The sequence below is a fragment of the Acinetobacter sp. 24-47-47 genome (assembly GCF_057737035.1).
The window spans coordinates 613,767-637,831 of record NZ_CM173216.1 but is presented as its reverse complement, the minus strand read 5'-3'; the positions used below and the strand labels follow the sequence as shown (position 1 = coordinate 637,831).

Annotated in this window: 18 protein-coding genes; 5 read left to right on the top strand and 13 right to left on the bottom strand. The window is 39.3% G+C overall.

The window, feature by feature from the left end; genetic code table 11:
• Window positions 1-25: 25 nt before the first annotated feature.
• The 11 genes from AC1M9E_RS02965 to AC1M9E_RS02915 all read right to left on the bottom strand — a co-directional run bounded on the left by AC1M9E_RS02965 (window position 26) and on the right by AC1M9E_RS02915 (window position 18,870).
• A complete protein-coding gene (locus AC1M9E_RS02965) occupies window positions 26-652 on the bottom strand; it encodes an IS30 family transposase (protein ID WP_481607775.1) in 627 nt (208 codons plus the stop codon).
• A 63-nt stretch (window positions 653-715) separates the two neighbouring features.
• A complete protein-coding gene (locus tag AC1M9E_RS02960) occupies window positions 716-898 on the bottom strand; it encodes a helix-turn-helix domain-containing protein (RefSeq protein WP_481609038.1) in 183 nt (60 codons plus the stop codon).
• A 229-nt stretch (window positions 899-1,127) separates the two neighbouring features.
• Window positions 1,128-2,825, bottom strand: coding sequence for a 2-isopropylmalate synthase (leuA, locus tag AC1M9E_RS02955; RefSeq protein WP_481607776.1), 1,698 nt, complete (start codon window positions 2,823-2,825; stop codon window positions 1,128-1,130).
• Window positions 2,826-2,921: 96 nt separating this feature from the next.
• Window positions 2,922-3,686 carry an AraC family transcriptional regulator gene (locus AC1M9E_RS02950; RefSeq protein ID WP_481607777.1) on the bottom strand — a complete coding sequence of 255 codons (765 nt, stop codon included), beginning with the start codon at window positions 3,684-3,686 and terminating at the stop codon, window positions 2,922-2,924.
• Between the two features lie 1,031 nt (window positions 3,687-4,717).
• Window positions 4,718-14,473: a BapA/Bap/LapF family large adhesin gene (locus tag AC1M9E_RS02945; protein ID WP_488225007.1), complete on the bottom strand. Its 9,756-nt coding sequence runs from the start codon at window positions 14,471-14,473 to the stop codon at window positions 4,718-4,720.
• Window positions 14,474-15,126: 653 nt separating this feature from the next.
• On the bottom strand, window positions 15,127-15,600 hold the full coding sequence (gene lysM / locus AC1M9E_RS02940) for a peptidoglycan-binding protein LysM (protein ID WP_035269196.1): 474 nt from the start codon (window positions 15,598-15,600) through the stop codon (window positions 15,127-15,129).
• A gap of 197 nt (window positions 15,601-15,797) precedes the next feature.
• A complete protein-coding gene (gene acpP / locus AC1M9E_RS02935) occupies window positions 15,798-16,034 on the bottom strand; it encodes an acyl carrier protein (RefSeq protein WP_035269198.1) in 237 nt (78 codons plus the stop codon).
• Window positions 16,035-16,118: 84 nt separating this feature from the next.
• A complete protein-coding gene (gene fabG / locus AC1M9E_RS02930; RefSeq protein ID WP_481589204.1) occupies window positions 16,119-16,853 on the bottom strand; it encodes a 3-oxoacyl-ACP reductase FabG in 735 nt (244 codons plus the stop codon).
• Complete coding sequence (gene fabD, locus AC1M9E_RS02925; protein ID WP_481587231.1) at window positions 16,850-17,836, bottom strand: ACP S-malonyltransferase; 987 nt, start codon at window positions 17,834-17,836, stop codon at window positions 16,850-16,852. Before fabD ends, fabG begins: the two co-directional genes overlap by 4 nt.
• A 213-nt stretch (window positions 17,837-18,049) precedes the next feature.
• On the bottom strand, window positions 18,050-18,235 hold the full coding sequence (gene rpmF / locus AC1M9E_RS02920; RefSeq protein ID WP_035269206.1) for a 50S ribosomal protein L32: 186 nt from the start codon (window positions 18,233-18,235) through the stop codon (window positions 18,050-18,052).
• Window positions 18,236-18,312: 77 nt separating this feature from the next.
• Window positions 18,313-18,870, bottom strand: a complete 558-nt coding sequence (locus AC1M9E_RS02915; RefSeq protein ID WP_179999015.1) for a YceD family protein — start codon at window positions 18,868-18,870, stop codon at window positions 18,313-18,315.
• Window positions 18,871-18,967: 97 nt separating this feature from the next.
• Here AC1M9E_RS02915 and AC1M9E_RS02910 point away from each other — a divergent pair, with 97 nt between their 5' ends.
• Window positions 18,968-19,630 (top strand): elongation factor P hydroxylase, encoded by a 663-nt coding sequence (locus AC1M9E_RS02910; protein ID WP_180028321.1) that lies wholly within the window; start codon window positions 18,968-18,970, stop codon window positions 19,628-19,630.
• Window positions 19,631-19,711: 81 nt separating this feature from the next.
• Entirely contained in the window at window positions 19,712-20,329 is a 618-nt protein-coding gene (locus AC1M9E_RS02905) for an L-threonylcarbamoyladenylate synthase (protein ID WP_035269212.1), read from the top strand.
• Window positions 20,330-20,361: 32 nt separating this feature from the next.
• Here the strand turns inward: AC1M9E_RS02905 and AC1M9E_RS02900 are convergent, their stop codons facing one another.
• Window positions 20,362-20,811: a GNAT family N-acetyltransferase gene (locus AC1M9E_RS02900; RefSeq protein WP_481607898.1), complete on the bottom strand. Its 450-nt coding sequence runs from the start codon at window positions 20,809-20,811 to the stop codon at window positions 20,362-20,364.
• Between the two features lie 12 nt (window positions 20,812-20,823).
• Window positions 20,824-21,093, bottom strand: coding sequence for a hypothetical protein (locus AC1M9E_RS02895; RefSeq protein WP_481607899.1), 270 nt, complete (start codon window positions 21,091-21,093; stop codon window positions 20,824-20,826).
• A 281-nt stretch (window positions 21,094-21,374) separates the two neighbouring features.
• Here AC1M9E_RS02895 and AC1M9E_RS02890 point away from each other — a divergent pair, with 281 nt between their 5' ends.
• Genes AC1M9E_RS02890 through rluB form a run of 3 tightly spaced genes read left to right on the top strand, consistent with a single transcriptional unit; the run spans window position 21,375 to window position 23,961 of the window.
• A complete protein-coding gene (locus AC1M9E_RS02890; RefSeq protein WP_481597909.1) occupies window positions 21,375-22,166 on the top strand; it encodes a segregation and condensation protein A in 792 nt (263 codons plus the stop codon).
• Window positions 22,163-22,753, top strand: a complete 591-nt coding sequence (gene scpB / locus AC1M9E_RS02885; protein ID WP_035269219.1) for an SMC-Scp complex subunit ScpB — start codon at window positions 22,163-22,165, stop codon at window positions 22,751-22,753. Before AC1M9E_RS02890 ends, scpB begins: the two co-directional genes overlap by 4 nt.
• Before the next feature lie 41 nt (window positions 22,754-22,794).
• The gene (rluB, locus tag AC1M9E_RS02880; protein ID WP_081403293.1) at window positions 22,795-23,961 is read left to right on the top strand and encodes a 23S rRNA pseudouridine(2605) synthase RluB; all 1,167 of its coding nucleotides are present in this window, start codon (window positions 22,795-22,797) and stop codon (window positions 23,959-23,961) included.
• Window positions 23,962-24,065 lie beyond the last annotated feature (104 nt).

The window sequence follows — 24,065 nt, the reverse complement described above, 5'->3', positions numbered from 1 at the left end:
AGGGTTAAGTTTTAAGATTCTTAGATTAACATTTGAAGTGCAACACCATGTTGTTGCCATGATACTTGACTCGGACTTTTAAAGCCGAGTCTTTTCTTAGCCGATGATTCAAACGTTGAGTGATTTCTGAGATGTATTCATCCGTATAGATATTTAAATCACTCCCTTTTTTAAGGTATTGCCTGATTAGACCATTGGTATTTTCATTTGTGCCTCGTTGCCAAGCATTATAAAGATCAGCAAAACACCAGTCTATGTCTAATTCTTGAGCAGTATACTCATGCAGGCTGAACTCCTTACCATTATTTGCGTTGATTGTTTTGAGATGACCTTTGATCGGCTCAAATAGACGGATAGTTGTTTGGCAAACTTCTTCTGCCTTTCGTGAGCTACACTTTTTGAGCCATAGATAACCTGTCTTGCGATCTACAATCGAGACCAAGGATTGCTGATAGTTCTTACCTACAATCGTGTTTATTTCCAGATCACCAAAGCGAGTCCGATGCTCAATCTCAATAGGTCTATTATGAATGCATCTACGGGTTTCATGAAAGCCGTACTTTCGTTTCCTTTGATTTCTGAAACGTAGGTTGTGAAAGAGTGTGCCACCCTTATTTCTATCCTGCCGAATGAAGCGATAAATTGAATGCAAACTGACTGAAACACGAGAAGCGATCTGTTCAGGACTCCATAGAAGATAAGAGATAACTTGTGCCTATATTTCACAAGGGATTATTTTAGAATTGGAACAATGGCGTCTTCGAGCGAGTGTATTAGCATGTGTAGGGAAGTAACCATTTCTCGCTCGATTACGTTTAATTTCTCTAGAAATAGTTGAAGGTGACCGATTGAGTCTCCAAGCGATATAATGTTTAAAAAAACCTTCACGTAATAATATATAAATCTGATATCTTTCTTCTTAGGTAAGATGAGTATAGTTCATGAAGCAATTTTGACTTTGGATGGTCGGAAGCAAAATGCTAAATCATCTTACTTCCTTCCAATAACTTAATCATTCAAAAATTTTATTGTGAATGTTTTTTTTCCTTAGTACCACATACCGATTAGAAATATAAATCTCTGCTTTAAAAAATAACACTATATAGTCACCTGCCTAATCACTGTAGTCATATTAATTGTAATTTTTCTAAATAATTCAACTTATACGACCTAGAAAATGCATTCAATAGTGCTTGGATAGATGCGGAAGCAATATCAGTATCAATTGCAATTCCCCAATACGTATTTCCACTGTAGTCTATACAACGAATATAACTAATAGACCGGCTACTACTCTGCTTCCCTAAAGTATGTTCTGAATACTCAGCAATCGTTATTTTACAAGGCCATTTCTTATTTAAAGCATTGACTGAGGCAGATAATAATCCATTTCCACAACCTACTAGATTGATAATCTCACCATGTAACTCAATAGATAGTTTGACTTCATAAACATCATCTTTTTTATCCGATTGATAACTTACAAGTTCAAAATTATCTTCATTAGCGTTTATACCATATTCCGTTCTAAATACTGTCCAAATTTCAGCATGAGATAACTCTTTCTTATTGTTATCCGTCATCTTTTGCACGATTTGGCTAAAATCTTTTTGTAACTTTAGTGGTAAATCTATGCCATGATTTTGCTGCAATATCCAAGCGGCACCACTTTTACCAGATTGACTATTTACACGAATTACAGCCTCATAACTGCACCCTAAATCAGCTGGATCTATAGGCAGATATGGAACTTCCCAAAATGAATGATCTTGAACATTTCTCCCTTTAAAACCCTTTTTAATTGCATCCTGATGACTACCTGAAAAAGCTGTAAATACTAATTCACCTACATAAGGATGCCTTGGGTGAATCGGAAGTTCATTACATTCTTTCACGATCTCTGCCACTTTCTTGATGTCAGAAAAATCAAGTTCAGGATAAATGCCTTGTGTGTACATATTCAAAGCAATATTCACAAGATCAACGTTCCCTGTACGTTCACCATTACCAAATAGACAGCCCTCAACACGGTCTGCACCTGCAAGTAATGCTAATTCAGCAGTTGCAACGCCTGTTCCCCTATCATTATGAGGGTGCACACTGATACAAACCTGTCCTCGTTTAGTAAAATTTTTACAAAAAAATTCAATCTGATCGGCGAAAATATTAGGTGTACTGACTTCAACGGTAGTGGGCAAATTAATAATCATTGGATTTTTAGGACTTGGAGCCCAAACTTCAGCTACGGCTTCACAAATTTCTAGCGCAAACTCAATTTCGGTAAAGCAAAAAGTCTCCGGAGAATATTCATAAGTCCATTTAGTTGCTGGATATTGCTTACATAGAGATTTCACCTGTTGTGTTGAAGCAACGGCTAGTTCAATAATTTCCTGTTTAGACTTTTGAAAGACAATTCTGCGGAATACTTCTGCCGTGGCATTGTAAACATGAACAATCGCTTGCTTTGCTCCCATCAGAGACTCAAAGGTTCTTTCAATTAGGTCTGGTCGGGCTTGAGTCATAACCTGAATACAAACATCATTTGGAATCTGATCATGTTCGATGAGGTAACGAACAAAATTAAAATCAGTTTCTGATGCCGCAGGGAACGCAACCTCAATTTGCTTGAATCCACATTCAACAAGCATTTGGAAAAATTTAAGTTTCCTATCGTGATCCATAGGATTGGCCAATGCCTGATTACCGTCTCTTAAATCGGTTGAACACCAAACAGGAGGGTGAGTAATTTTTTTACTTGGCCATGTTCTATCAGTAAAATCGGAAAAATCGAATGGACGATATTTATTTTGAGGATGAGTTAACATGATGTGATCCTATGACTTTAATCACATCATCATGAATCATCATTTTTTGTCTTTCTTTCGATTTAAAGACAAATACCATCTAGAAAAAGACAAAATCTAATCTGATTTTTTCTTTATATATTCTGTAGGCGTCATTCCCATTTGTCTTTTAAACATATAGGAGAAAGCACTAGGACTCTCATAGCCTAAATCTAAAGCGATATTGAGTATTGGCTTTCTCATTTCCAAATCAGTCAAGGCTTGCAGCAATTTTGCTTGCTTCAGCCATACACTAAAATTCATATTGAGTTCTTTCTGGAAAAGTCTTGAAAGTGTTTTAGAGCTAAAAGCATGCTGTTCGGCAACCATCTCTAAATGGTTGGTTCCAGAGAGATCTGCTTTGATATTTTCACAAATTTCTTTGAGTATCTCTGACTTTGCTTCTGGCAACTGAAATGGAATTTCTTCTAAAAAGCGCAACTCATCTAATATGAGTTCCAAAAGCCGTTCGTTTCTAGTATGAGGTAAGATTTCTTCTTTTATCTGTACAGCCTGATTAATAAGTTCTGACAGAAGTTTTGGAATAGCAACAACACTACATTGCTTATTGAAATCAGCACGGGCAAAGGGATCAACAAATATTCCTCGGGCTTCCACATTACCAAATATCTTGATTGAATGTTTTTTGTTTTCAGGTATCCATATACCTTTAGATGGAGGGATGACCCATATTCCTTCTGATGTTCGTACATGAATGACTCCAGAAAGAGTATGTAGTAACTGGATTCTGTCATGTTGATGAGTCCCTTCTACATAACCATGAGCATACGACTGTGCATAAGCATAGACTGGATAACTAAGCTGACCATGAGAATAATGCACGAGATGTATCTCCTTAATGCTCGAATTCATATTTTATAGATGATCGAGAAATAAAAAATATTTATAGGGAGCTTTGTAGTTGACTTAATGGCTGATATATGAATAGATTAAAGTAATTGTTATAGTTTTCTTAGTCTAAGAACTATTTTCGGAAAATAACACAGGTTGTGTCGCTATATCCAAAAAAATGACATAGGTTGTGTCGCTAAAATTGTCATTATGTGTCACAAATATTACGAAGCTTTTTGAATTTATTAAAAGGGAAATGACAACTTATGTGTCGCGTGATGCAAGCTATTGTATCTAAAAACAAAATAGCAGGGTTAAGTTTTCAGATTAAAATTTTCATATTCACATGTTTATTTAAGCATCAAAATCAATCAAAGTTAAAGCACTGAGTTTTCAACCAATTTAAGAATATCGAATTATGCAAGCACTCCTTTAAATCCAATGTGAATAATGAGTAATGAGCGGATTATTCTTCAAACTCAGGCAAAATGATCTCTATAACCTAATTCTGCAACACATATCGAGTTATAAAATTAGACATTACTACTACCCCCATACTAGCCACCTGAAAACACAAATAAAAATGAGCAAGGTTAACTTTTTTTAACGGAGCGAGTGTTTATTTCTATATTCTATTTAATAACGTTCAAAAAACAGGTCTAAATATAGAGATGAAAATCTCTTTGGAGTAGGAATTTAATTTTTTTAATCATTACCATTTTTTATTATCAATAAATCCTAAACAACATTTTTTTATGATTAAGTCTACCCCTGATAACTAACACATAAAGCTCTATAAAATGGTGCTTGGATATGATTTTTTTGTTGCAATCGCGTCTCCATAATGAATTTTATTTTATTAGAATATTTTTCAAATGACGAAATAACAAATAAAATTTTTGTTCTTCAAAAATTAATTTATTCAAATTATTAGAATTTTATTTTTTTCATACCAATTACTTTTGATTTCACATTTTTAAAAATAAAAAGAGGTCTCGAAAGACCTCTTTTCATTTGTTTAATTAAATTTGATTATATTTTAACAGATCATCGATCGCATAAAGACTGCTATCTGTATTTTGCAGAACAATAAGCTCAGTTGGGTTATATTTCGTTTTAGCCCCATCAGTATCAACACTAATCACCGTATTTGCACCATCTTGTTTGATCGTTACAAATTCACCAATGTTAGACGATGTAACATTCTGATCTTTTAATAAAGCAGAAATATCAACTCGATCACCTTCAGCTTGATTAAAGTCAGTCCAAATATCTGGACTTTCGGTATGTTGAGCTTGATTGAGCACATCATAAAGGACTGTATCAGCACCTTCACCAAGAGTAAAAGTATCGATTGAAGCAGATGCTTGTACGGTATCTGCCTCATCACTTCCAGTTAACGTCATCGAAACATTAATTTCAAGTGTTGCAGATTGTGATGTTCCCGCTTTAGAAACTGTTGTATAGGTGAATGTTTCAAGACCTCCACTTAAACCTGATGGTTGATACTCATAGGTGCCATCTTTGAACACAGTAAGGACACCGTGCTTACCTTGAACTGTGAACTCTTGACCACCTTTAGCTGGATCATTTACATAAAGCTCTTTAGATCCAATTTTCAGAATATCAATTTGGTCGATAGCTGTATCATTTTCAAATAAATCACCCTCGAGCAATGGTGTATCAGTTGGAGTAATATTATTGACCATTATTCCAGTAATTGATGCACTAGATACATTCACTGAATTAAATGTACTACTCGTTGTGTTAATTGAAATAACATAATCACCTGCATCGAGCACTTTGCCATCATCTAAAATAATTTCTGAGGCATAAGTCGTTGATGTCGAAGGATTCAATATTGTTCCAGCTGGCCATGTAATACTAACATTTCCGGTATAAACTTGTTCAAGCACTTGCTGTTCAACGCCGTTGACAAGCTGAGTAGTCACCTTATTAATCACAACACTCATTGAAGGATTATCATTAGTTAAAGTACGAGTGATATTCCCTTGGAGATCTAAGCTACTAATATAAGATCCTTCTTCAACTTTAAATTCTAATGTACGACTTGCAGATCCAATAATTCCAGACTCTACAGATTCATTGAGCGTTGAATAGTTTGCAGCTTGAACGTCTACAACTTCTGCATCGTTAGCTACTGTATTGGTATCAATCTTAATATTGAGAACTTCAATGTAAGTTGTACCATCTGCTCGTTCCACTACAACCTCAAAACGATCAATCTCACCATATGGTGGAGTCCAACCCACTGTGCTTTGTGGAACTGTAACATTGTAGGTATAAGTACCGTCAGTATTAATATTGAGTGAGCCATATTGACCCTGTACAACTAAAGCTTCACCTTCAACCACATCAGTGTTATTTACCAATATTAATTTATCTGTCGTAATCGGAGTCGCATCACCTTGAACTGATCCAGTTATCGTTTCTGGGTTTGCATAATCGTAAATATTGACATCTGTAACTTGAGCTGAAGCTCCTCCAATTACGTTTACACCACTAGTTTGCTTGATAATACCAACGTAAGTACCCTCACCAAAACTCAATGTTACCGGGGTTGAAACACCACCGCCAATGAGCACTTGAACAAAATTTGGAATTTCGTGTACTTGAACCAACTGTTCAGTATTCTCATCTAAACGATAGATAACCAAACTAAATGTTGAAAGTATCGTTACCCCGCCCGCGGAACCGGTAAAGGTCATTTCTTGGAAAGTACCGTCTTCAACAGTGAAGTCCATGACACCTTCCGTACCAATTACACTTGCAGACAACACATCACCAGCAATACCTAGATCAAGTAAATTCAATGCGACTGCATTTGAAATACCTAATTCTTCGCCTGTGGTTTCAGTTAAATCAGGAGTAACATCAAGTAATACTGTATTATCAATGATGGCATTTTCATCTGTGGCAACACGCACTAATTCAATATTTAATTCAGCTGTGCGTTTTTCACCATTTGGTGCCGTTACCTCATATACAAAACGATCAACTTCACCGTAATCTCTAAATAATGGATCTACTGTATATGTATATTGTCCATTTTCAGAGATAGTTAAAGTGCCATACTCCCCTTTAATTGTTGCAATACCATCTGTAAATTGATTAATGGTATTTTCACCATGAGTAACTCCACTGATTTTACTACCCTCTGGGACGACATCTGTACCATTTTGATAATCCTGATCCGTAATCACATTACCGTTTATTGTTCCTGTCACAGCTTCTGGATTATTAAAATCACGTACAGCATCTGATTCAAATCTTAATGTATACCCCGTAACAGCTGACAACCCTTGGCCGTTACCTAATACAATGAGCCACTCTCCTTCATCTAAAGAACGACTTATCGTTTCTGACACACCACCTAATACAACGAGATACCAATTATCAATTTTTTCTTTTAATTCATATTCACCAGTTGACTCATTTAACTTATACATAAATAAGTTCATCGTCCCTGCTGTAAGACCACCAGCATCAGCATAGAAACTAATATCTCTTTCGGTGCCTTCTTCGACTGAAAGGGAAACTGAGGAGCTAAATACGCTTTCAAGCACACTTGCATTTAACACTGGACCTAAGCCAACAGAACCCACTGTAAATCCTGTTGAGTTAAGCTCTGTTGGTGTTTCATTAACATCTACAGTCGGTGTGATATCCAATACCAATTGCACATCATTATTCGCTGTTGCAAATGGCTCAGGTACCTCAATATCTACGAGATCATCTATTCTTTCTTGCAATAGAGCTTTTGCAGCTTCAATCGCGTCTGAAGTTTGATCAATATTGTCTAATGCTTGTTGTGCAAGAGTTTTTGCTGCCTGAGCAGCTTCTAGGGACTCTTGCAATTTATCAGCCTCTGCCTGTGTTACAGTACCGTCTTGCAAGGCGTCAGCTAAATCCTCTTCAGCCGTTGTATAAGCTTCTTCAGCACTTTCTATTAAAGCTTCGACCCCCGCTAGTAAAGTATCAATATCATCAGAAATATCATTTTCATTTTGATCATTTACTGTTGGTAAAGTGATATCAACCAGGTCATTTAAACGACCTTGTAGCGCATCTTTTTCTGCTTGTACTGCCTCAGGTAACGCTGTCACTTTTGTTTGTGCTTCTTCTTTAGCAGTAAGCGCATCATCACGTGCTTGAGTCAGTGCAGTAAGTTCTGTTGGAGTGATGAGCCCATTGGCATTTGCATCGATCAGCGCTTGTTCTGCCGCAGCGTATGCTGCTTCAGCCGCCTCTACTGCTGCTTCGGCATCTGCCAATACTTGTTCGTACTCATCTGCTACGCCATCTTCGTTTTCATCATTTACAGCTGGTAAGGTGATATCGACTAGATCATCTAAGCGTGCATCCAATGCGTCTTTGTCTGCTCCTTCTGGAAGTGCATCAACTTTCGCTTGTGCATCTTCTTTAGCAGTAAGCGCATCATCACGTGCTTGAGTCAGCTCAGCAAGTTCTGTTGGCGTGATTAAACCATCTGCTTCTGCATCTGCTAGTGCTTGCTCTGCCTCAGCATATGCTGCTTCAGCCGCCTCTACTGCCTCTGTCGCTTCTTCAAGTGCTGCAACTGCATCATCCACACCATCTTCATTTTCATCATTTACGGCTGGTAAGGTGATGTCGACTAGATCATCTAAGCGTGCATCCAATGCGTCTTTGTCTGCTCCTTCTGGAAGTGCATCAACTTTCGCTTGTGCATCTTCTTTAGCAGCAAGTGCATCATCACGTGCTTGAGTCAGCTCAGCAAGTTCTGTTGGGGTGATTAAACCATCTGCTTCTGCATCTGCTAGTGCTTGCTCTGCCTCTGCATATGCTGCTTCTGCCGCCTCTACTGCTTCTGTCGCTTCTTCAAGTGCTGCAACTGCATCATCCACACCATCTTCGTTTTCATCATTTACTGCTGGTAAGGTAATGTCGACTAGATCATTTAAACGACCTTGTAGCGCATCTTTTTCTGCTTGTACCGCCTCAGGTAATGCTGTCACTTTTGTTTGTGCTTCTGTTTTCGCAGCAAGTGCATCATCACGTGCTTGAGTCAGTGCAGTAAGTTCTGTTGGAGTGATGAGGCCATTGGCATTTGCATCGATCAGCGCTTGTTCCGCCGCAGCGTATGCTGCTTCTGCTGCCTCTACTGCTGCTTCAGCCGCTGCTAGAGCTTCTCCAATATCATCAACAACACCATCTTCATCTTCGTCATTTACTGTTGGTAAAGTGATATCAACCAGATCATTTAAACGACCTTGTAGCGCATCTTTTTCTGCTTGTACTGCCTCAGGTAACGCTGTCACTTTTGTTTGTGCTTCTGTTTTCGCAGCAAGTGCATCATCACGTGCTTGAGTCAGTGCAGTAAGTTCTGTTGGAGTGATGAGCCCATTGGCATTTGCATCGATCAGCGCTTGTTCTGCCGCAGCGTATGCTGCTTCAGCCGCCTCTACTGCTGCTTCGGCATCTGCCAATACTTGTTCGTACTCATCTGCTACGCCATCTTCGTTTTCATCATTTACTGCTGGTAAGGTGATGTCGACTAGATCATCTAAGCGTGCATCCAATGCGTCTTTGTCTGCTCCTTCTGGAAGTGCATCAACTTTCGCTTGTGCATCTTCTTTAGCAGTAAGCGCATCATCACGTGCTTGAGTCAGCTCAGCAAGTTCTGTTGGGGTGATTAAACCATCTGCTTCTGCATCTGCTAGTGCTTGCTCTGCCTCTGCATATGCTGCTTCAGCCGCCTCTACTGCTTCTGTCGCTTCTTCAAGTGCTGCAACTGCATCATCCACACCATCTTCGTTTTCATCATTTACTGCTGGTAAGGTAATGTCGACTAGATCATTTAAACGACCTTGTAGCGCATCTTTTTCTGCTTGTACCGCCTCAGGTAATGCTGTCACTTTTGTTTGTGCTTCTGTTTTCGCAGCAAGTGCATCATCACGTGCTTGAGTCAATGCAGTAAGTTCTGTTGGAGTGATGAGGCCATTGGCATTTGCATCGATCAGCGCTTGTTCTGCCGCAGCGTATGCTGCTTCAGCCGCCTCTACTGCTGCTTCGGCATCTGCCAATACTTGTTCGTACTCATCTGCTACGCCATCTTCGTTTTCATCATTTACAGCTGGTAAGGTGATATCGACTAGATCATCTAAGCGTGCATCCAATGCGTCTTTGTCTGCTCCTTCTGGAAGTGCATCAACTTTCGCTTGTGCATCTTCTTTAGCAGCAAGTGCATCATCACGTGCTTGAGTCAGCTCAGCAAGTTCTGTTGGGGTGATTAAACCATCTGCTTCTGCATCTGCTAGTGCTTGCTCTGCCTCTGCATATGCTGCTTCTGCCGCCTCTACTGCTTCTGTCGCTTCTTCAAGTGCTGCAACTGCATCATCCACACCATCTTCGTTTTCATCATTTACTGCTGGTAAGGTAATGTCGACTAGATCATTTAAACGACCTTGTAGCGCATCTTTTTCTGCTTGTACCGCCTCAGGTAATGCTGTCACTTTTGTTTGTGCTTCTGTTTTCGCAGCAAGTGCATCATCACGTGCTTGAGTCAGTGCAGTAAGTTCTGTTGGAGTGATGAGGCCATTGGCATTTGCATCGATCAGCGCTTGTTCCGCCGCAGCGTATGCTGCTTCTGCTGCCTCTACTGCTGCTTCAGCCGCTGCTAGAGCTTCTCCAATATCATCAACAACACCATCTTCATCTTCGTCATTTACTGTTGGTAAAGTGATATCAACCAGATCATTTAAACGACCTTGTAGCGCATCTTTTTCTGCTTGTACTGCCTCAGGTAACGCTGTCACTTTTGTTTGTGCTTCTGTTTTCGCAGCAAGTGCATCATCACGTGCTTGAGTCAGTGCAGTAAGTTCTGTTGGAGTGATGAGCCCATTGGCATTTGCATCGATCAGCGCTTGTTCTGCCGCAGCGTATGCTGCTTCAGCCGCCTCTACTGCTGCTTCGGCATCTGCCAATACTTGTTCGTACTCATCTGCTACGCCATCTTCGTTTTCATCATTTACTGCTGGTAAGGTAATGTCGACTAGATCATTTAAACGACCTTGTAGCGCATCTTTTTCTGCTTGTACTGCCTCAGGTAATGCTGTCACTTTTGTTTGTGCTTCTGTTTTCGCAGCAAGTGCATCATCACGTGCTTGAGTCAGTGCAGTAAGTTCTGTTGGAGTGATGAGGCCATTGGCATTTGCATCGATCAGCGCTTGTTCCGCCGCAGCGTATGCTGCTTCTGCTGCCTCTACTGCTGCTTCAGCCGCTGCTAGAGCTTCTCCAATATCATCAACAACACCATCTTCGTTTTCATCATTTACTGCTGGTAAGGTAATGTCGACTAGATCATTTAAACGACCTTGTAGCGCATCTTTTTCTGCTTGTACCGCCTCAGGTAATGCTGTCACTTTTGTTTGTGCTTCTGTTTTCGCAGCAAGTGCATCATCACGTGCTTGAGTCAATGCAGTAAGTTCTGTTGGGGTGATGAGGCCATTGGCATTTGCATCGATCAGCGCTTGTTCTGCCGCAGCGTATGCTGCTTCAGCCGCCTCTACTGCTGCTTCGGCATCTGCCAATACTTGTTCGTACTCATCTGCTATGCCATCTTCGTTTTCATCATTTACTGTTGGTAAGATGATGTCGACTAGATCATCTAAGCGTGCATCCAGTGCGTCTTTGTCTGCTCCTTCTGGAAGTGCATCAACTTTCGCTTGTGCATCTTCTTTAGCAGTAAGCGCATCATCACGTGCTTGAGTCAGCTCAGTAAGTTCTGTTGGCGTGATTAAACCATCTGATTCGGCATCTGCTAGTGCTTGCTCTGCCTCAGCATATGCTGCTTCAGCCGCCTCTACTGCTTCTGTCGCTTCTTCAAGTGCTGCAACTGCATCATCCACACCATCTTCGTTTTCATCATTTACTGCTGGTAAAGTGATATCAACCAGATCATTTAAACGACCTTGTAGCGCATCTTTTTCTGCTTGTACTGCCTCAGGTAACGCTGTCACTTTTGTTTGTGCTTCTGTTTTCGCAGCAAGTGCATCATCACGTGCTTGAGTCAGTGCAGTGAGTTCTGTTGGAGTGATGAGGCCATTGGCATTTGCATCGATCAGCGCTTGTTCCGCCACAGCGTATGCTGCTTCTGCTGCCTCTACTGCTGCTTCAGCCGCTGCTAGAGCTTCTCCAATATCATCAACAACACCATCTTCATCTTCGTCATTTACTGTTGGTAAAGTGATATCAACCAGATCATTCAAACGACCTTGTAGCACATCTTTTTCTGCTTGTACTGCCTCAGGTAATGCTGTCACTTTTGTTTGTGCTTCTGTTTTCGCAGCAAGTGCATCATCACGTGCTTGAGTCAATGCAGTAAGTTCTGTTGGGGTGATGAGGCCATTGGCATTTGCATCGATCAGCGCTTGTTCTGCCGCAGCGTATGCTGCTTCTGCTGCCTCTACTGCTGCTTCGGCATCTGCCAATACTTGTTCGTACTCATCTGCTACGCCATCTTCGTTTTCATCATTTACTGTTGGTAAGGTGATGTCGACTAGATCATCTAAGCGTGCATCCAATGCGTCTTTGTCTGCTCCTTCTGGAAGTGCATCAACTTTCGCTTGTGCATCTTCTTTAGCAGTAAGCGCATCATCACGTGCTTGAGTCAGCTCAGCAAGTTCTGTTGGCGTGATTAAACCATCTGCTTCGGCATCTGCTAGTGCTTGCTCTGCCTCAGCATATGCTGCTTCAGCCGCCTCTACTGCCTCTGTCGCTTCTTCAAGTGCTGCAACTGCATCATCCACACCATCTTCGTTTTCATCATTTACTGCTGGTAAAGTGATATCAACCAGATCATTTAAACGACCTTGTAGCGCATCTTTTTCTGCTTGTACCGCCTCAGGTAATGCTGTCACTTTTGTTTGTGCTTCTGTTTTCGCAGCAAGTGCATCATCACGTGCTTGAGTCAGTGCAGTAAGTTCTGTTGGCGTGATTAAACCATCTGATTCTGCATCTGCTAGTGCTTGCTCTGCCTCAGCATATGCTGCTTCAGCCGCCTCTACTGCCTCTGTTGCTTCTTCAAGTGTAATATCTTCGCCGTCTGGTACGCCATCACCATCTGCATCATTGACTTCAGGTAAGTCAATATTTACAAGAGCATCTAGACGATCTTGTAAACCATCTTTAATCGCTCCATTTGGCAATACATTTACCTTATCTTGAGCAACTTCTTTTGCATCAAGTGCAGCCTGTACTTTCTGTTCAAGAATACTGAGTTCAAGCGGGTTAATTAAGCCATCTTTTTGAGCCAAAGCTAAATTATTAAGAGCTTCAGCATATTTAGCTTCAGCTTCTTCTACAGCTGACTGAGCTTCCTGAATCGCTTCTGGTAAGCCATCTACAATGCCATCACCATCTGCGTCATTTACTGCAGGCAAACTTATGTCAGTCAGATCATCTAATCGATTTTGAAAGGCATCTTTCTGTTCCTGAACAGATTCAGGTAGAGCATTTACTTTACTTTGAGCAGTTGACTTAGCAATTTGTGCCTGCTCTAAAGCATTCTGTAAAGCATTAAGCTCTGTTGGATTAATTAATCCATCACGATTTGCAACAGTTAAAGCATTTTCAGCAGCTGCATACTTTGCTTCAGCCTCCGCAACAGCCAACTCTGCTTCAATGAGTGCTTCAGCGATATCATCTACGATACCATCATCATTTTCATCATTAATTTCAGGTAGGATGATATCCACTAAATCTTCAAGACGTTCCTGCAAAGCATCTTTTTGAGATTGAACTGATTCTGGTAATAAATTTGTTTTAGTTTCTGCTAAGGCTTTGGCACTCTCGAAAGCCTCTTTAGCTTGATCTAATTCCGCTCTTTCAGCAGGTGTAATCAGGCCGTTTTCATTCTTCTCTAAAATTAAATCTTTTAATGCTTCGTACGCTTGTTCAGCATTGGCTACAGCTTCTTCAGCATCTAGTAAAGCTTGCTCGAGATCATCTGGTACACCATCACCATTTTGATCATTAATTGGTGGCAACTCTTCATCAACCAAATCATCTAGTCGATCTTGTAAATCAGATTTTTCCTCGCCATCTACCAAGTTATCGACTTTATCTTGAGCAGCATCTTTAGCATCCTTTGCATCTTGTAATGCTTCCTCTAATTCAGCTTTTTCCTCAGGAGTAATTAACCCATCATTTAATTTATCTTCAATCAAATCTTTAAGATCTTTATAAGCTTTCTCTGCATCATTAACGAGCTGTTTTGCTTCTTCTAATTCATCGTTAATTGGTGGTTCTGGTTCCGGCGATACAGAATTAAATTTTTTATCTGAATCACTCATATTATCTGCAATAGCAACTACTCCAGCAGCTAATCCCCCTGCAATTAACCATGGAGTTAACCCTGTCAAAGCTGTACTTGAGTTTCCAGCGATAAGTGCTGAAATATCATCAATTGGATAATATTTAATAGTCGAAGCTATTTCATTGGCAGCATCTGTGAACTCAACCCAATAAAGCTGACCATTGTCATTAAATAAAATATTATGACTATTTAAGGGATCGTCAAAATAACTTTCTACAACTAATTGTTCGCCATTTTTAAAATTAATAACTAAAGAATTTCCTTCTTTCTGAAAATTTAAGACCTCTTCGATTGATGCATCAATTTTCACAATTGAGTTCTGGTTTAATACGATTTTATTAGCAGTAGTCTTTTCTAAAACCGCCCCATCGTTTTTTGATAGTATTTCTAAATTTTTCATGACGTCACCCAGTATTATTAAGATATTCTTTAACCCTCTATTTTTTTATCAGATTGAGAATCAATGTAAACGTCATAAAAAGTCAGTTGAAAATCAACAAAAATTCATAGTTAAAAAAAATTTTTTACACCCCATTCGAAATTCTTAAAGCAATGTTTTTATTGAGAATATTTAATTTTAAACAAAGTCACAATTTATAAATTAATAGTGAAAAAAATCTCATTATTTATTATTTTATATAAGTTAGACATAAAATTTTTAAATATTGCAAAAAAACACCAGAAACAAAATTACACTATTACTTAATTAAAGTTACATAATAAAACCCAATGAAACAATATTTTATTTCTTGAAACAAATTAAATTTTATTTATTTTCAAACACTTATTTTTACTAATTTATTTTTTCTATATAAAACATAAAGTTAGGATTAATGAGTTTATTTCAATTTTTTATTCTTATTACTTCGAAATAACTTAAAAAATGGCCAAAAACACCATTGCAATATGGAAGTTAAAATATATTTATAGAAATTTTCTAGGCGTTAAAATATTGTTTTATATTGATAATTTAGAAATCAGTTTTAAATTATTAAGTTACTTTAAAATAAAAAACCGAGATTTAAATCTCGGTCTTTTAGATTCACTAATATTTTAGTTTGGAATTCTTAGAACCTGTCCCGGGAAAATATCATCTGCATTTTTAAGTAATGGTCGGTTTGCTTCAAAAATTTTGTTGTACTGATTTGCATCACCATAAAACTCTTTAGAAATTTTTGAAAGATTATCCCCTGATTTTACTGTATAGAATTTACTTTCAGGCTCTGGAGATGAAACAGTAAGTTGGTCATCGACTTGAGCAACATGATCAATATTTCCCACAGCCAAGATGATCTTTTCACGATCTGCTTGAGTTTGCACTTGTCCTTTTACAGTCGCTAAATCACTGCTTGCATTATAAGTCACAGACAGTCCTGTTACTGGTAAGCCAAGTGATTTAATATGCCCCAATAATTTATTCGCAATTTCTTGAGCAGATGGCTCTGCTGGCGTTGCTGGTGTAGCTTGTTGCTCAGCTGGTGCGGTATTCTTTTTCCCAATACCTTTCACAAAATCAAAAAGACCCATTGTTATTCTCCTATTGTTATTTCAGTTTGGTGATCAAATAATTTAGATCCCTTAATTTTTATACAGAAGAACTATACCTAACGCCGTTATCTTTCTTAAACTTAAGGTAACTTAATGTAATATTGCAATTTAATCCTTAATAAAAAAAAGCCACCATAAAGGTAGCTTTTAAGTTCGAAAAGAACTGAATCTGATGATTAAGCTAATTTCTTAGTTACATAATCGATAGCAGATTGAACAGTTGTAATTTCGTTAGAGTCTTCATCAGGAATAGTAATGTCGAAATCATTTTCGAAAGACATTACAAGCTCAACTAGATCTAGAGAGTCAGCACCTAAGTCATCCATGAAAGATGCTTCGTTTTTAATCTCTTCAGCTTTTAAGCCAAGTTGTTCAGCTACTGCTTGTTTGATACGTTGTTCGATATCGCTCACAGGAATTCTCCTCATTGCTTGTGGCGGCGTATAATGCCTATAGTTTAATTGAATCTTGATATATTTGAAAGTTTATACATCGCATTACGCCATGTATAAACCGCCATTCACGTGTAATACCGTACCAGTAATGTAACTTGCTTTATCAGAAGCAAGGAAACTTACTGCATTTGCGATATCTTGAGGCTGACCAAAACGGTTCAATGCCACTTGATCACTCATTTTTTTCTGAATTTCATCACTTAACTGTTCAGTCATCTCAGTTGCAATAAAGCCAGGCGCGATACTATTGACAGTAATTTGACGACTGCCCATTTCTTTAGCCAAACTGCGGCTAAAAGCTTCAATCCCAGCCTTCGCAGCTGAATAATTTGCTTGACCTGGATTTGCAAAATGCGCAACGACAGAACTAATATTGATAATTCGTCCAAATCTCGCTTTCGTCATACCTTTCAATACACGTTTAGAGAGACGGAACACTGCTTTAAGATGAATATTTTGGATATCATCCCAATCATCTTCAGACATACGAAGCAGTAGATTATCTTTTGTGATACCTGCATTATTCACAAGAACAAGTACAGGACCAAAACTTTGTTCAATATCTGTAATGAGTGCATCAATTGCAGCTCCATCACGAACATCGAGTACTTTTCCTGCACCATGTTCAGCAAATTGTGTAGATAATTTTTCAGCACCAGAATCAGATGTAGCCGTACCTACAACAAAAAAGCCATCTTCGATCAGCTGTTGTGCAATCGCAGCACCAATACCACGGCTTGCACCTGTCACTAACGCGACTTTACGTTCCTGCGTCATGCAATTTTCCCTTCTGCAACTAATACAGTATTTAAAGCATCTTCTAAACGAGATTTAGTATCTAAAGGCAATGCTTTTTCAACATGTGCTAGACGTTTTGCTAAATTTGTTAATACATTCCCAGGACCACATTCAACAACATAGCTCACATCTTGATCAGCCAATACTTGAAGTGTTTTAGTCCATTGGACAGACTGATAAAGTTGTGATGTCAACGCTGTACGCAATTCATCAACACTGTCAGCCACTTGTGCATTGACATTTTGAATCACTGGAATGCGAGGTAATTGAATATCAACATCTGCTAAAGCTTTGGCAAACTCTGCTGCCGCTGGCTTCATTAATGAACAATGTGATGGTACTGATACTGGTAACGCAATTGCTTTTGCACCTTGCTCTTTTACCAAAGCTATTAACGCTTCAACTCGTGAAGTATCACCTGCCACCACAACTTGACCCTGTGCATTATAGTTTGCAGCCTCCACCGAACCCTCACCTTGAGCGGTGACTTGAGCACACAGTTCTACAACCTTAGCATCATCAAGACCAAGAATCGCAGCCATAGCACCTTGCCCCTGAGGGACAGCATCTTGCATCAACTTACCTCGTAAGTTCACCAATTTAACTGCATCTTTTAAGCTTAAAGATTCTGCAGCAACCAATGCACTGTATTCACCCAGTGAATGTCCCGCTAAATATTTAGGAACGACACCACCAAGCTCTAACCATACACGCCATAAAGCAATGCTTGCTGTGAGCAGTACTGGTTGTGTAAATTCAGTTTGGTTTAACCCTTCACCACTTTGCGCAATGTGCCATAAATCAAAGCCGAGTGCTTCAGAAGCTTCAGCAAACGTTTCTTGCACACTACTAAACTGTTCTGCAAGCTCCGCTAACATTCCTGCTTTTTGAGAACCCTGTCCAGGAAAAACAAATGCAGTTTTGGTCGCAAGAACGGCTTGCTCGAGGCGTTTAGCAGACATATAAAAATCCTTTATTCAGAGCTTGACTATTCAATTTTGATTAATTTCGATCATCTTGAACATCAAACTCAAGTCTTAACTGATTTGATGGAGCGAAATTTATCATTAAAAAAAAGCTTTGGTAATTGCCAAATACAACAAAAAATACAAATAAAAAAAGGGAGCTTACGCTCCCATTTTTTCTACTAAGCTTGACGCTTAATACATCACCAATTATTCAGCATCAGCTGCTTTAGCGAATAATTGGCGACCACGGTAGACACCATCTTTAGTTACGTGGTGACGACGGTGAGTTTCACCAGTCGTTTGGTCTACTGTTAATGCATTCTCGGTTAAAGCGTCATGTGAACGGCGCATGTCACGGCGAGAGCGACTTTTACGGTTTTGCTGAACGGCCATGATGGCTCCTTACAAAGATCGAAAAAATGGATCAGAACAAATTCGATTGTCTTATACCTAAGAGTATAACACAAAAATTAGTTAAGTTTACCCTTCAAAGCTGCCAAAACACCAAACGGATTATCTCGTTTTTCTTCAACAACTTCTTCTTGGGCAGGTTGATGCTTATGCTCACAAGACTCATGTCTTGGTGACAAAGGAATCAACAATAACAATTCATCTTCTATGAGAGAAAGTAAATCAGCGGTTGCAGGTGCATCAAATGAACCTTTTGTCGTTGCTTCACTCTCACCTAAGACGATGAAATCAGCATCCTCATCCAAGCGCTCTATCAGTGACTCATCATCGACTAAAGCCAGATGAAAGTCCAATTCGAGAGGTAATTCAACAGTATCCAAACAACGTTGGCATTCCATTGGAACCTTCGTTTCAACACTACCATCAAGCCAAACGATACGATGATACGCATCCATTGATAGCTTACAGTCTATGTTGATCAATTGATTATCAATTGACCCAACAGCTTCACGGGATATACGAACAAAGCGCGACAATGGCAGTGTACCTGACCATGTGAAGCCCTGTTCAGCCCATTTAAACGGCTCAATCTGTGCCGGAAAGGTATTTGCTGACATAATTAAGGCGGCAATTCTACAAATTCATAAGTACTCTGTCAAAGATTAAGATACAATTTTGCACTTATTCAGACAGATCATTTGGGTTAATCAAGTCATGCATCAGTTGCAGCCGCAACCTGAAGTCACAACTTCATTACAGTTACACTATCCTTCGACCTCAAATTTGACCGATCACTTAGACCGCGTGCAACTCGCACCTTGGGTAAATCTGCAAACAGAAGCTCAACAGGTAGACTGGCTTATCTTACACTTTAATCATTGGTTTTCCCACTTAAATGTCACATTAGTCAAAGGCGACTTTGAACCTGAATACTTCCCTGCCTCAGACCAACAACCCGCTCGCATCCAATTCGCACATGGATTTTTCAATAGTGCTTTACATGAAATAAGTCATTGGACAATCGCAGGAGATCATCGTCGCACTCTTCCTGATCTTGGCTACTGGTATGCACCAGATGGTCGAACCGCTGAACAACAAGCCCTATTTGAACAAGTCGAAATTAAACCTCAAGCAATAGAATGGATGTTTGCCACAGCCTTTGGTCGAAAATTCCGCGTTTCTCTGGACAATTTAACGGGTGAAGGTGGTGATGGACAGTCTTTTAAAGACAATGTTTATGCTCAAGTACAGCGCTATTTTTCAGGTGACGCTCAGCTTCCAAGAGATGCTCAACACTTTATTCAGTGCATCTGTAAGTGTCTCAGAAGTGGCAAAACATTACATTTGGATGAATTTTCTCGTGCATCGCTAGATTAAGTCTAGTAAATATATATTCATGACATTGAAGTGAATGTCTATGCACGCAATAATACGAAAAAATAATCAGGAGAAAATAAAATGCTTCATTTAAGAGTACATCCTGACAATCCACAATCTCGACTTATTACTCAAGCAGTAGAAAGAATACGTGCAGGCGATGTCGTGGTTTATCCAACAGATGCGGCCTATGCCATCGGATGCCAAATTGGTAATAAGCAAGCAATGGAACGAATTGCTCAAATCCGTGATCTTGGTGCTAAGCATCAATATGCGATCTTATGTGCGGATCTCTCAGATATTGCAACGTATGCAAAAGTGGATAATGCAACTTATCGTCTGCTTAAAAATAATACACCTGCGATTACCACCTTTATTTTGCAAGCGACAAGTGAAGTCCCTCGTCGCTTGATGCACCCCAAAAAGAAAACCATTGGTTTACGTGTACCGAGCAACCCAGTCTGTCAAATGCTTCTTAAAGAGCTGGGTGAGCCTTTACTCACCAGCACCCTGATTCTTCCAGGTCAAACTGAGCCTTTGGATGATCCATATGAAATAGAACAACAATTAAGTAAAAGAATTGATGTTTTTATTGATAGTGGACTTGGCACATTAACAACAACAAGTATTGTTGATCTCTCAGGAAGTCAACCTGAAATTATCCGCCGTGGCGTGGGTGATGTGAGTGCTTTTGAGTAAAATGCCTCACCATTCATCTCGCTTTATTTAATTTACGCTGATTTTTCTTTATAAATTACTTGGAGGGTCTTTATTTGTTGACCCTCTTGCGTAAAGTTGCTTGGTTCAAGCCAAGCTAAATAACTTTCTTTTAAAGTCAGCCACTCTTCATCCAACATTGAAAACCAAAGCGTGTTTCGGTTTCTTCCCTTGACCACTTTATGTTGTCTAAACATTCCTTCATATTGAAAACCGAATCGTAGCGCGGCTTTTTTGGAAGCTAAGTTCAACTCATGACACTTCCACTCTATACGCCTAAATCCTAAAGTAAAACACTCATTCAACAGTAAAAATAATAATTCTGTAGCAGCTCTAGACCGTTTTAAATCTGCTGAGAAGTATACATTCCCAATTTCAACCACTCCATCATCCAACCCGATATTCATCAATGCGATCCACCCCACTGGTTTTTTCGCTATGCGAATAACATAATAAATATTCACTTGTGTACCAAATTACGATGAGAGTTTATATGACAAATCTTCAATCGAAGTTGGCGCATCGTAAGGCAAATAGGTAAAGCTTGAAATAAACTCATCTGTAATCTTGAGTGGGAATAGATCTCTTGCAAGCTCTTCAATATTTTGAATTAAATTTAAGGGATATAAATTTACATACGTTCCACTCAACGCTTTGAATGAGTCTATAGGGTGAGTATATGAGTGAACTTTTATACCTACACTTTGTTCATATACATTTTGTTCTACTTTTTGAAAATTATTCATACTCTTTTACTTCTCGTCGAATACACGCTAACAATGAATACCAGTTTACATTTATTAGTTAAAACACTAAATATATCTATATAACCTTAAAAAATACTACCTATTTATTTCAAATTTTTTATCGTAAAACTGCGGATAAAGATATATTCAGCACTCGATTTAATTTAGAATACCCATATTGTTTTTATGCTATTCGAATCACTGTCCTTTTACTGATTTCGATATGTGATCTCCTGAATCGCCCAACATGCTTTTGAAAATTCGCGTGGCTAATAATTGTAATGACTCAAGCTATCCATAATCCCATGGACGCACTTCCACACATCCGTGTTTTAGATGAGTGGCAAGATACGATTCCTGAAGATTTATATATACCGCCTGCAGCATTCGAAATTCTATTAGAACATTTCGAAGGACCACTCGACTTTTTAATTTACCTCATCCAAAAAAACGGTTTCGATCTACTTCAGCTCGATATAGCTCCGATTGCAACGCAATATTTGTCATATATTGACAGTATGAAGTCACTCAATATTGAGTTAACCGCAGATTATATGGTGATGGCGGCATTATTAGCAGATTTAAAATCACGCTTACTGCTTCCTAAACCTAAATCAATTCAAATTGAAAAAGATCCAAAACAAGAATTAATAGATCGCTTAGAGACATATTTAAGGATCAAGCAAGCTGCTGAGCGTCTCGGTCAAATGCCAATTTTAGACCGTGATACTTTTCTACCCAACGTTAGTCTTGGACAAATTAATACAGTAAATGAAGGTTATGAAGCCTCTCTTCTGCGCGATGCAATGTTTTGTATTTTTAATCGCCCAGAGCCTGTTACACACCAGATTACTCAAGAACCTGTTTTGCTTGAAGAACGTATTGCCTATATTGAACAGATGACAAAATCAGGTGAAGTTTTGAAATTTGATCAACTTTTAAAACCAAGTCAAGGCCGTATGGGGTTAGTGGTGACGTTTATGGCAATATTAGAGCTAACACGTCAGCAAAAAGTTCAAATTATTGCATCAGGTATTGAAGCCCCGCTGGCAATTCAAGGGCTGATGATATGACCATTGATCAATCAAACTCCTTTCAAGTTGATGAGTTACACCACGAAGTGCTCATGCAGCTCGAAGCTATTATTTTTGCCAGTGAAGCGCCTGTTTCTATTGCACGCTTGAAAGAGGCATTTCAAAACCAATTTTCCAAACAACAACTGCGCGCATATTTGCAACAGCTTGCAGTGTTACAACACGGTCGTTCAATTGAGCTGACTGAAACAGCTCAAGGTTTTCGCTTTCAAGTTCGTGCTAAGTATCGACAAGTGATTGCACAAACTTGGCCAGAACGTCCAACTAAATTATCACCATCATTGTTAGAAACTCTAGCAGTGATTGCTTATCATCAGCCCGTTACCCGAGCCGATATTGAGCAAATTCGAGGAGTCACGAATAACAGTCAGCAACTCAGAACGTTATTCGATTGGAACTGGATTAAAGAGTCTGGTTTCCGGGAACTTCCAGGAAGACCCGCGTTGTTGGTTACAACGCCACAATTTTTAAATGCTTTTGGTTTAAGTGATTTAAATCAACTGCCTCCCCTACAGGATGCCAAGGAAGCTTTTATGGCATTGGATGCTCACGCACCCAAGTCGTAAATAGGTGAACTGTTGATGATTATTTCTAAGGTTATGCTGTTATGAGTGAAAAATTGCAAAAGGTATTGGCACGTGTAGGTTTGGGCTCTCGCCGCTATATGGAAGAAGTCATTGCTGCCGGTCGTGTTAGTGTCAACGGTCAAGTTGCTCAAGTAGGTGAACGTATCGAACCAACCGATGAGCTTCGTATCGATGGTCGTAAAGTACAGTTCCAAATTGAAGATGAAATCCGTCGTCGTGTATTGATTTACTACAAACCTGAAGGTGAAATCTGTTCACGTAACGACCCTGAAAATCGCCCAACTGTATTTGATCAATTACCATCAATTCCGGGTGATCGTTGGGTCATGGTTGGTCGTTTAGATATCAACTCAACAGGATTATTACTTTTCACAAACGATGGCGAGCTTGCAAACCGCTTAATGCATCCATCTAGTGAAATTGAACGCGAATATGCTGTACGTGTGATGGGTGAAGTGACCCCTCAACTGAAAAAGAACATGACAGATGGTGTCATGCTCGATGATGGTCCAGCAAAATTTGAGTCATTCTCGGAAATTGGTGGTGAAGGGATTAACCGTTGGTATCAAGTGGTTGTAAAAGAAGGACGTAACCGTGAAGTACGCCGCATCTTTGAATCACAAGGTCTAAAAGTCAGCCGTCTATTACGTACACGTTATGGTACAGTCATTCTGCCACGTGAATTACGTACAGGTCGTTGGATTGAACTTGATAAAAATGACATTGATAACTTAACTAAGTCTGTTGAACTCAAACCACGTCAAGGTACTGGTCTTTACGGTATGGCGAAACGCCGCAATGAACGTATGCAAGAGAAACCACTTGCAGCACGTCGTGGTGGTTATTTACGCCAACAACGCCGTGACGAAGGCGAGCATCAAGAACCACGCCGTGACTTCCGTCAAGGTGGTGCTGATCAAAGCCGCAGCGATAATCGATTTAACAATCGCGCACCGCGTCAAGAAGGCTCAGAAAACCGTTTCAATGCACGTGCGCCACGTCAAGAAGGCTTTGAGAATCGATTCAACAATCGTGCCCCTCGCACTGAAAATCAGGATTTCCGCAATAAGCGTCCTGAAAACAAAGGTGAAGTAAACGGCAATTCTGTTGATTACAAACCACGTAATGAAAATAAATTTGGTCAACGCAAACCTTTTGGTATTAACAAAGGTTTTAAAAAGTTTTAATTAAAACTTGAATCAAAAAGCCACTATTTTTATAGTGGCTTTTTTCATAATAACCATTCAAAATCATGATAAAAAATTATACTACTCTCCTGTATCTCTTCATC

Bases quoted from the DNA above. Each gene is read 5' to 3' on its own strand.
- AC1M9E_RS02890 (WP_481597909.1), top strand. From the start codon at position 21,375: ATGACTCAAGCTATCCATAATCCCATGGACGCACTTCCACACATCCGT.
- fabD (WP_481587231.1), bottom strand. From the start codon at position 17,836: ATGTCTGCTAAACGCCTCGAGCAAGCCGTTCTTGCGACCAAAACTGCA.
- AC1M9E_RS02895 (WP_481607899.1), bottom strand. From the start codon at position 21,093: ATGAATAATTTTCAAAAAGTAGAACAAAATGTATATGAACAAAGTGTA.
- rluB (WP_081403293.1), top strand. From the start codon at position 22,795: ATGAGTGAAAAATTGCAAAAGGTATTGGCACGTGTAGGTTTGGGCTCT.
- AC1M9E_RS02910 (WP_180028321.1), top strand. From the start codon at position 18,968: ATGCATCAGTTGCAGCCGCAACCTGAAGTCACAACTTCATTACAGTTA.
- AC1M9E_RS02945 (WP_488225007.1), bottom strand. From the start codon at position 14,473: ATGAAAAATTTAGAAATACTATCAAAAAACGATGGGGCGGTTTTAGAA.
- AC1M9E_RS02915 (WP_179999015.1), bottom strand. From the start codon at position 18,870: ATGTCAGCAAATACCTTTCCGGCACAGATTGAGCCGTTTAAATGGGCT.
- scpB (WP_035269219.1), top strand. From the start codon at position 22,163: ATGACCATTGATCAATCAAACTCCTTTCAAGTTGATGAGTTACACCAC.
- fabG (WP_481589204.1), bottom strand. From the start codon at position 16,853: ATGACGCAGGAACGTAAAGTCGCGTTAGTGACAGGTGCAAGCCGTGGT.
- leuA (WP_481607776.1), bottom strand. From the start codon at position 2,825: ATGTTAACTCATCCTCAAAATAAATATCGTCCATTCGATTTTTCCGAT.
- lysM (WP_035269196.1), bottom strand. From the start codon at position 15,600: ATGGGTCTTTTTGATTTTGTGAAAGGTATTGGGAAAAAGAATACCGCA.
- AC1M9E_RS02905 (WP_035269212.1), top strand. From the start codon at position 19,712: ATGCTTCATTTAAGAGTACATCCTGACAATCCACAATCTCGACTTATT.
- rpmF (WP_035269206.1), bottom strand. From the start codon at position 18,235: ATGGCCGTTCAGCAAAACCGTAAAAGTCGCTCTCGCCGTGACATGCGC.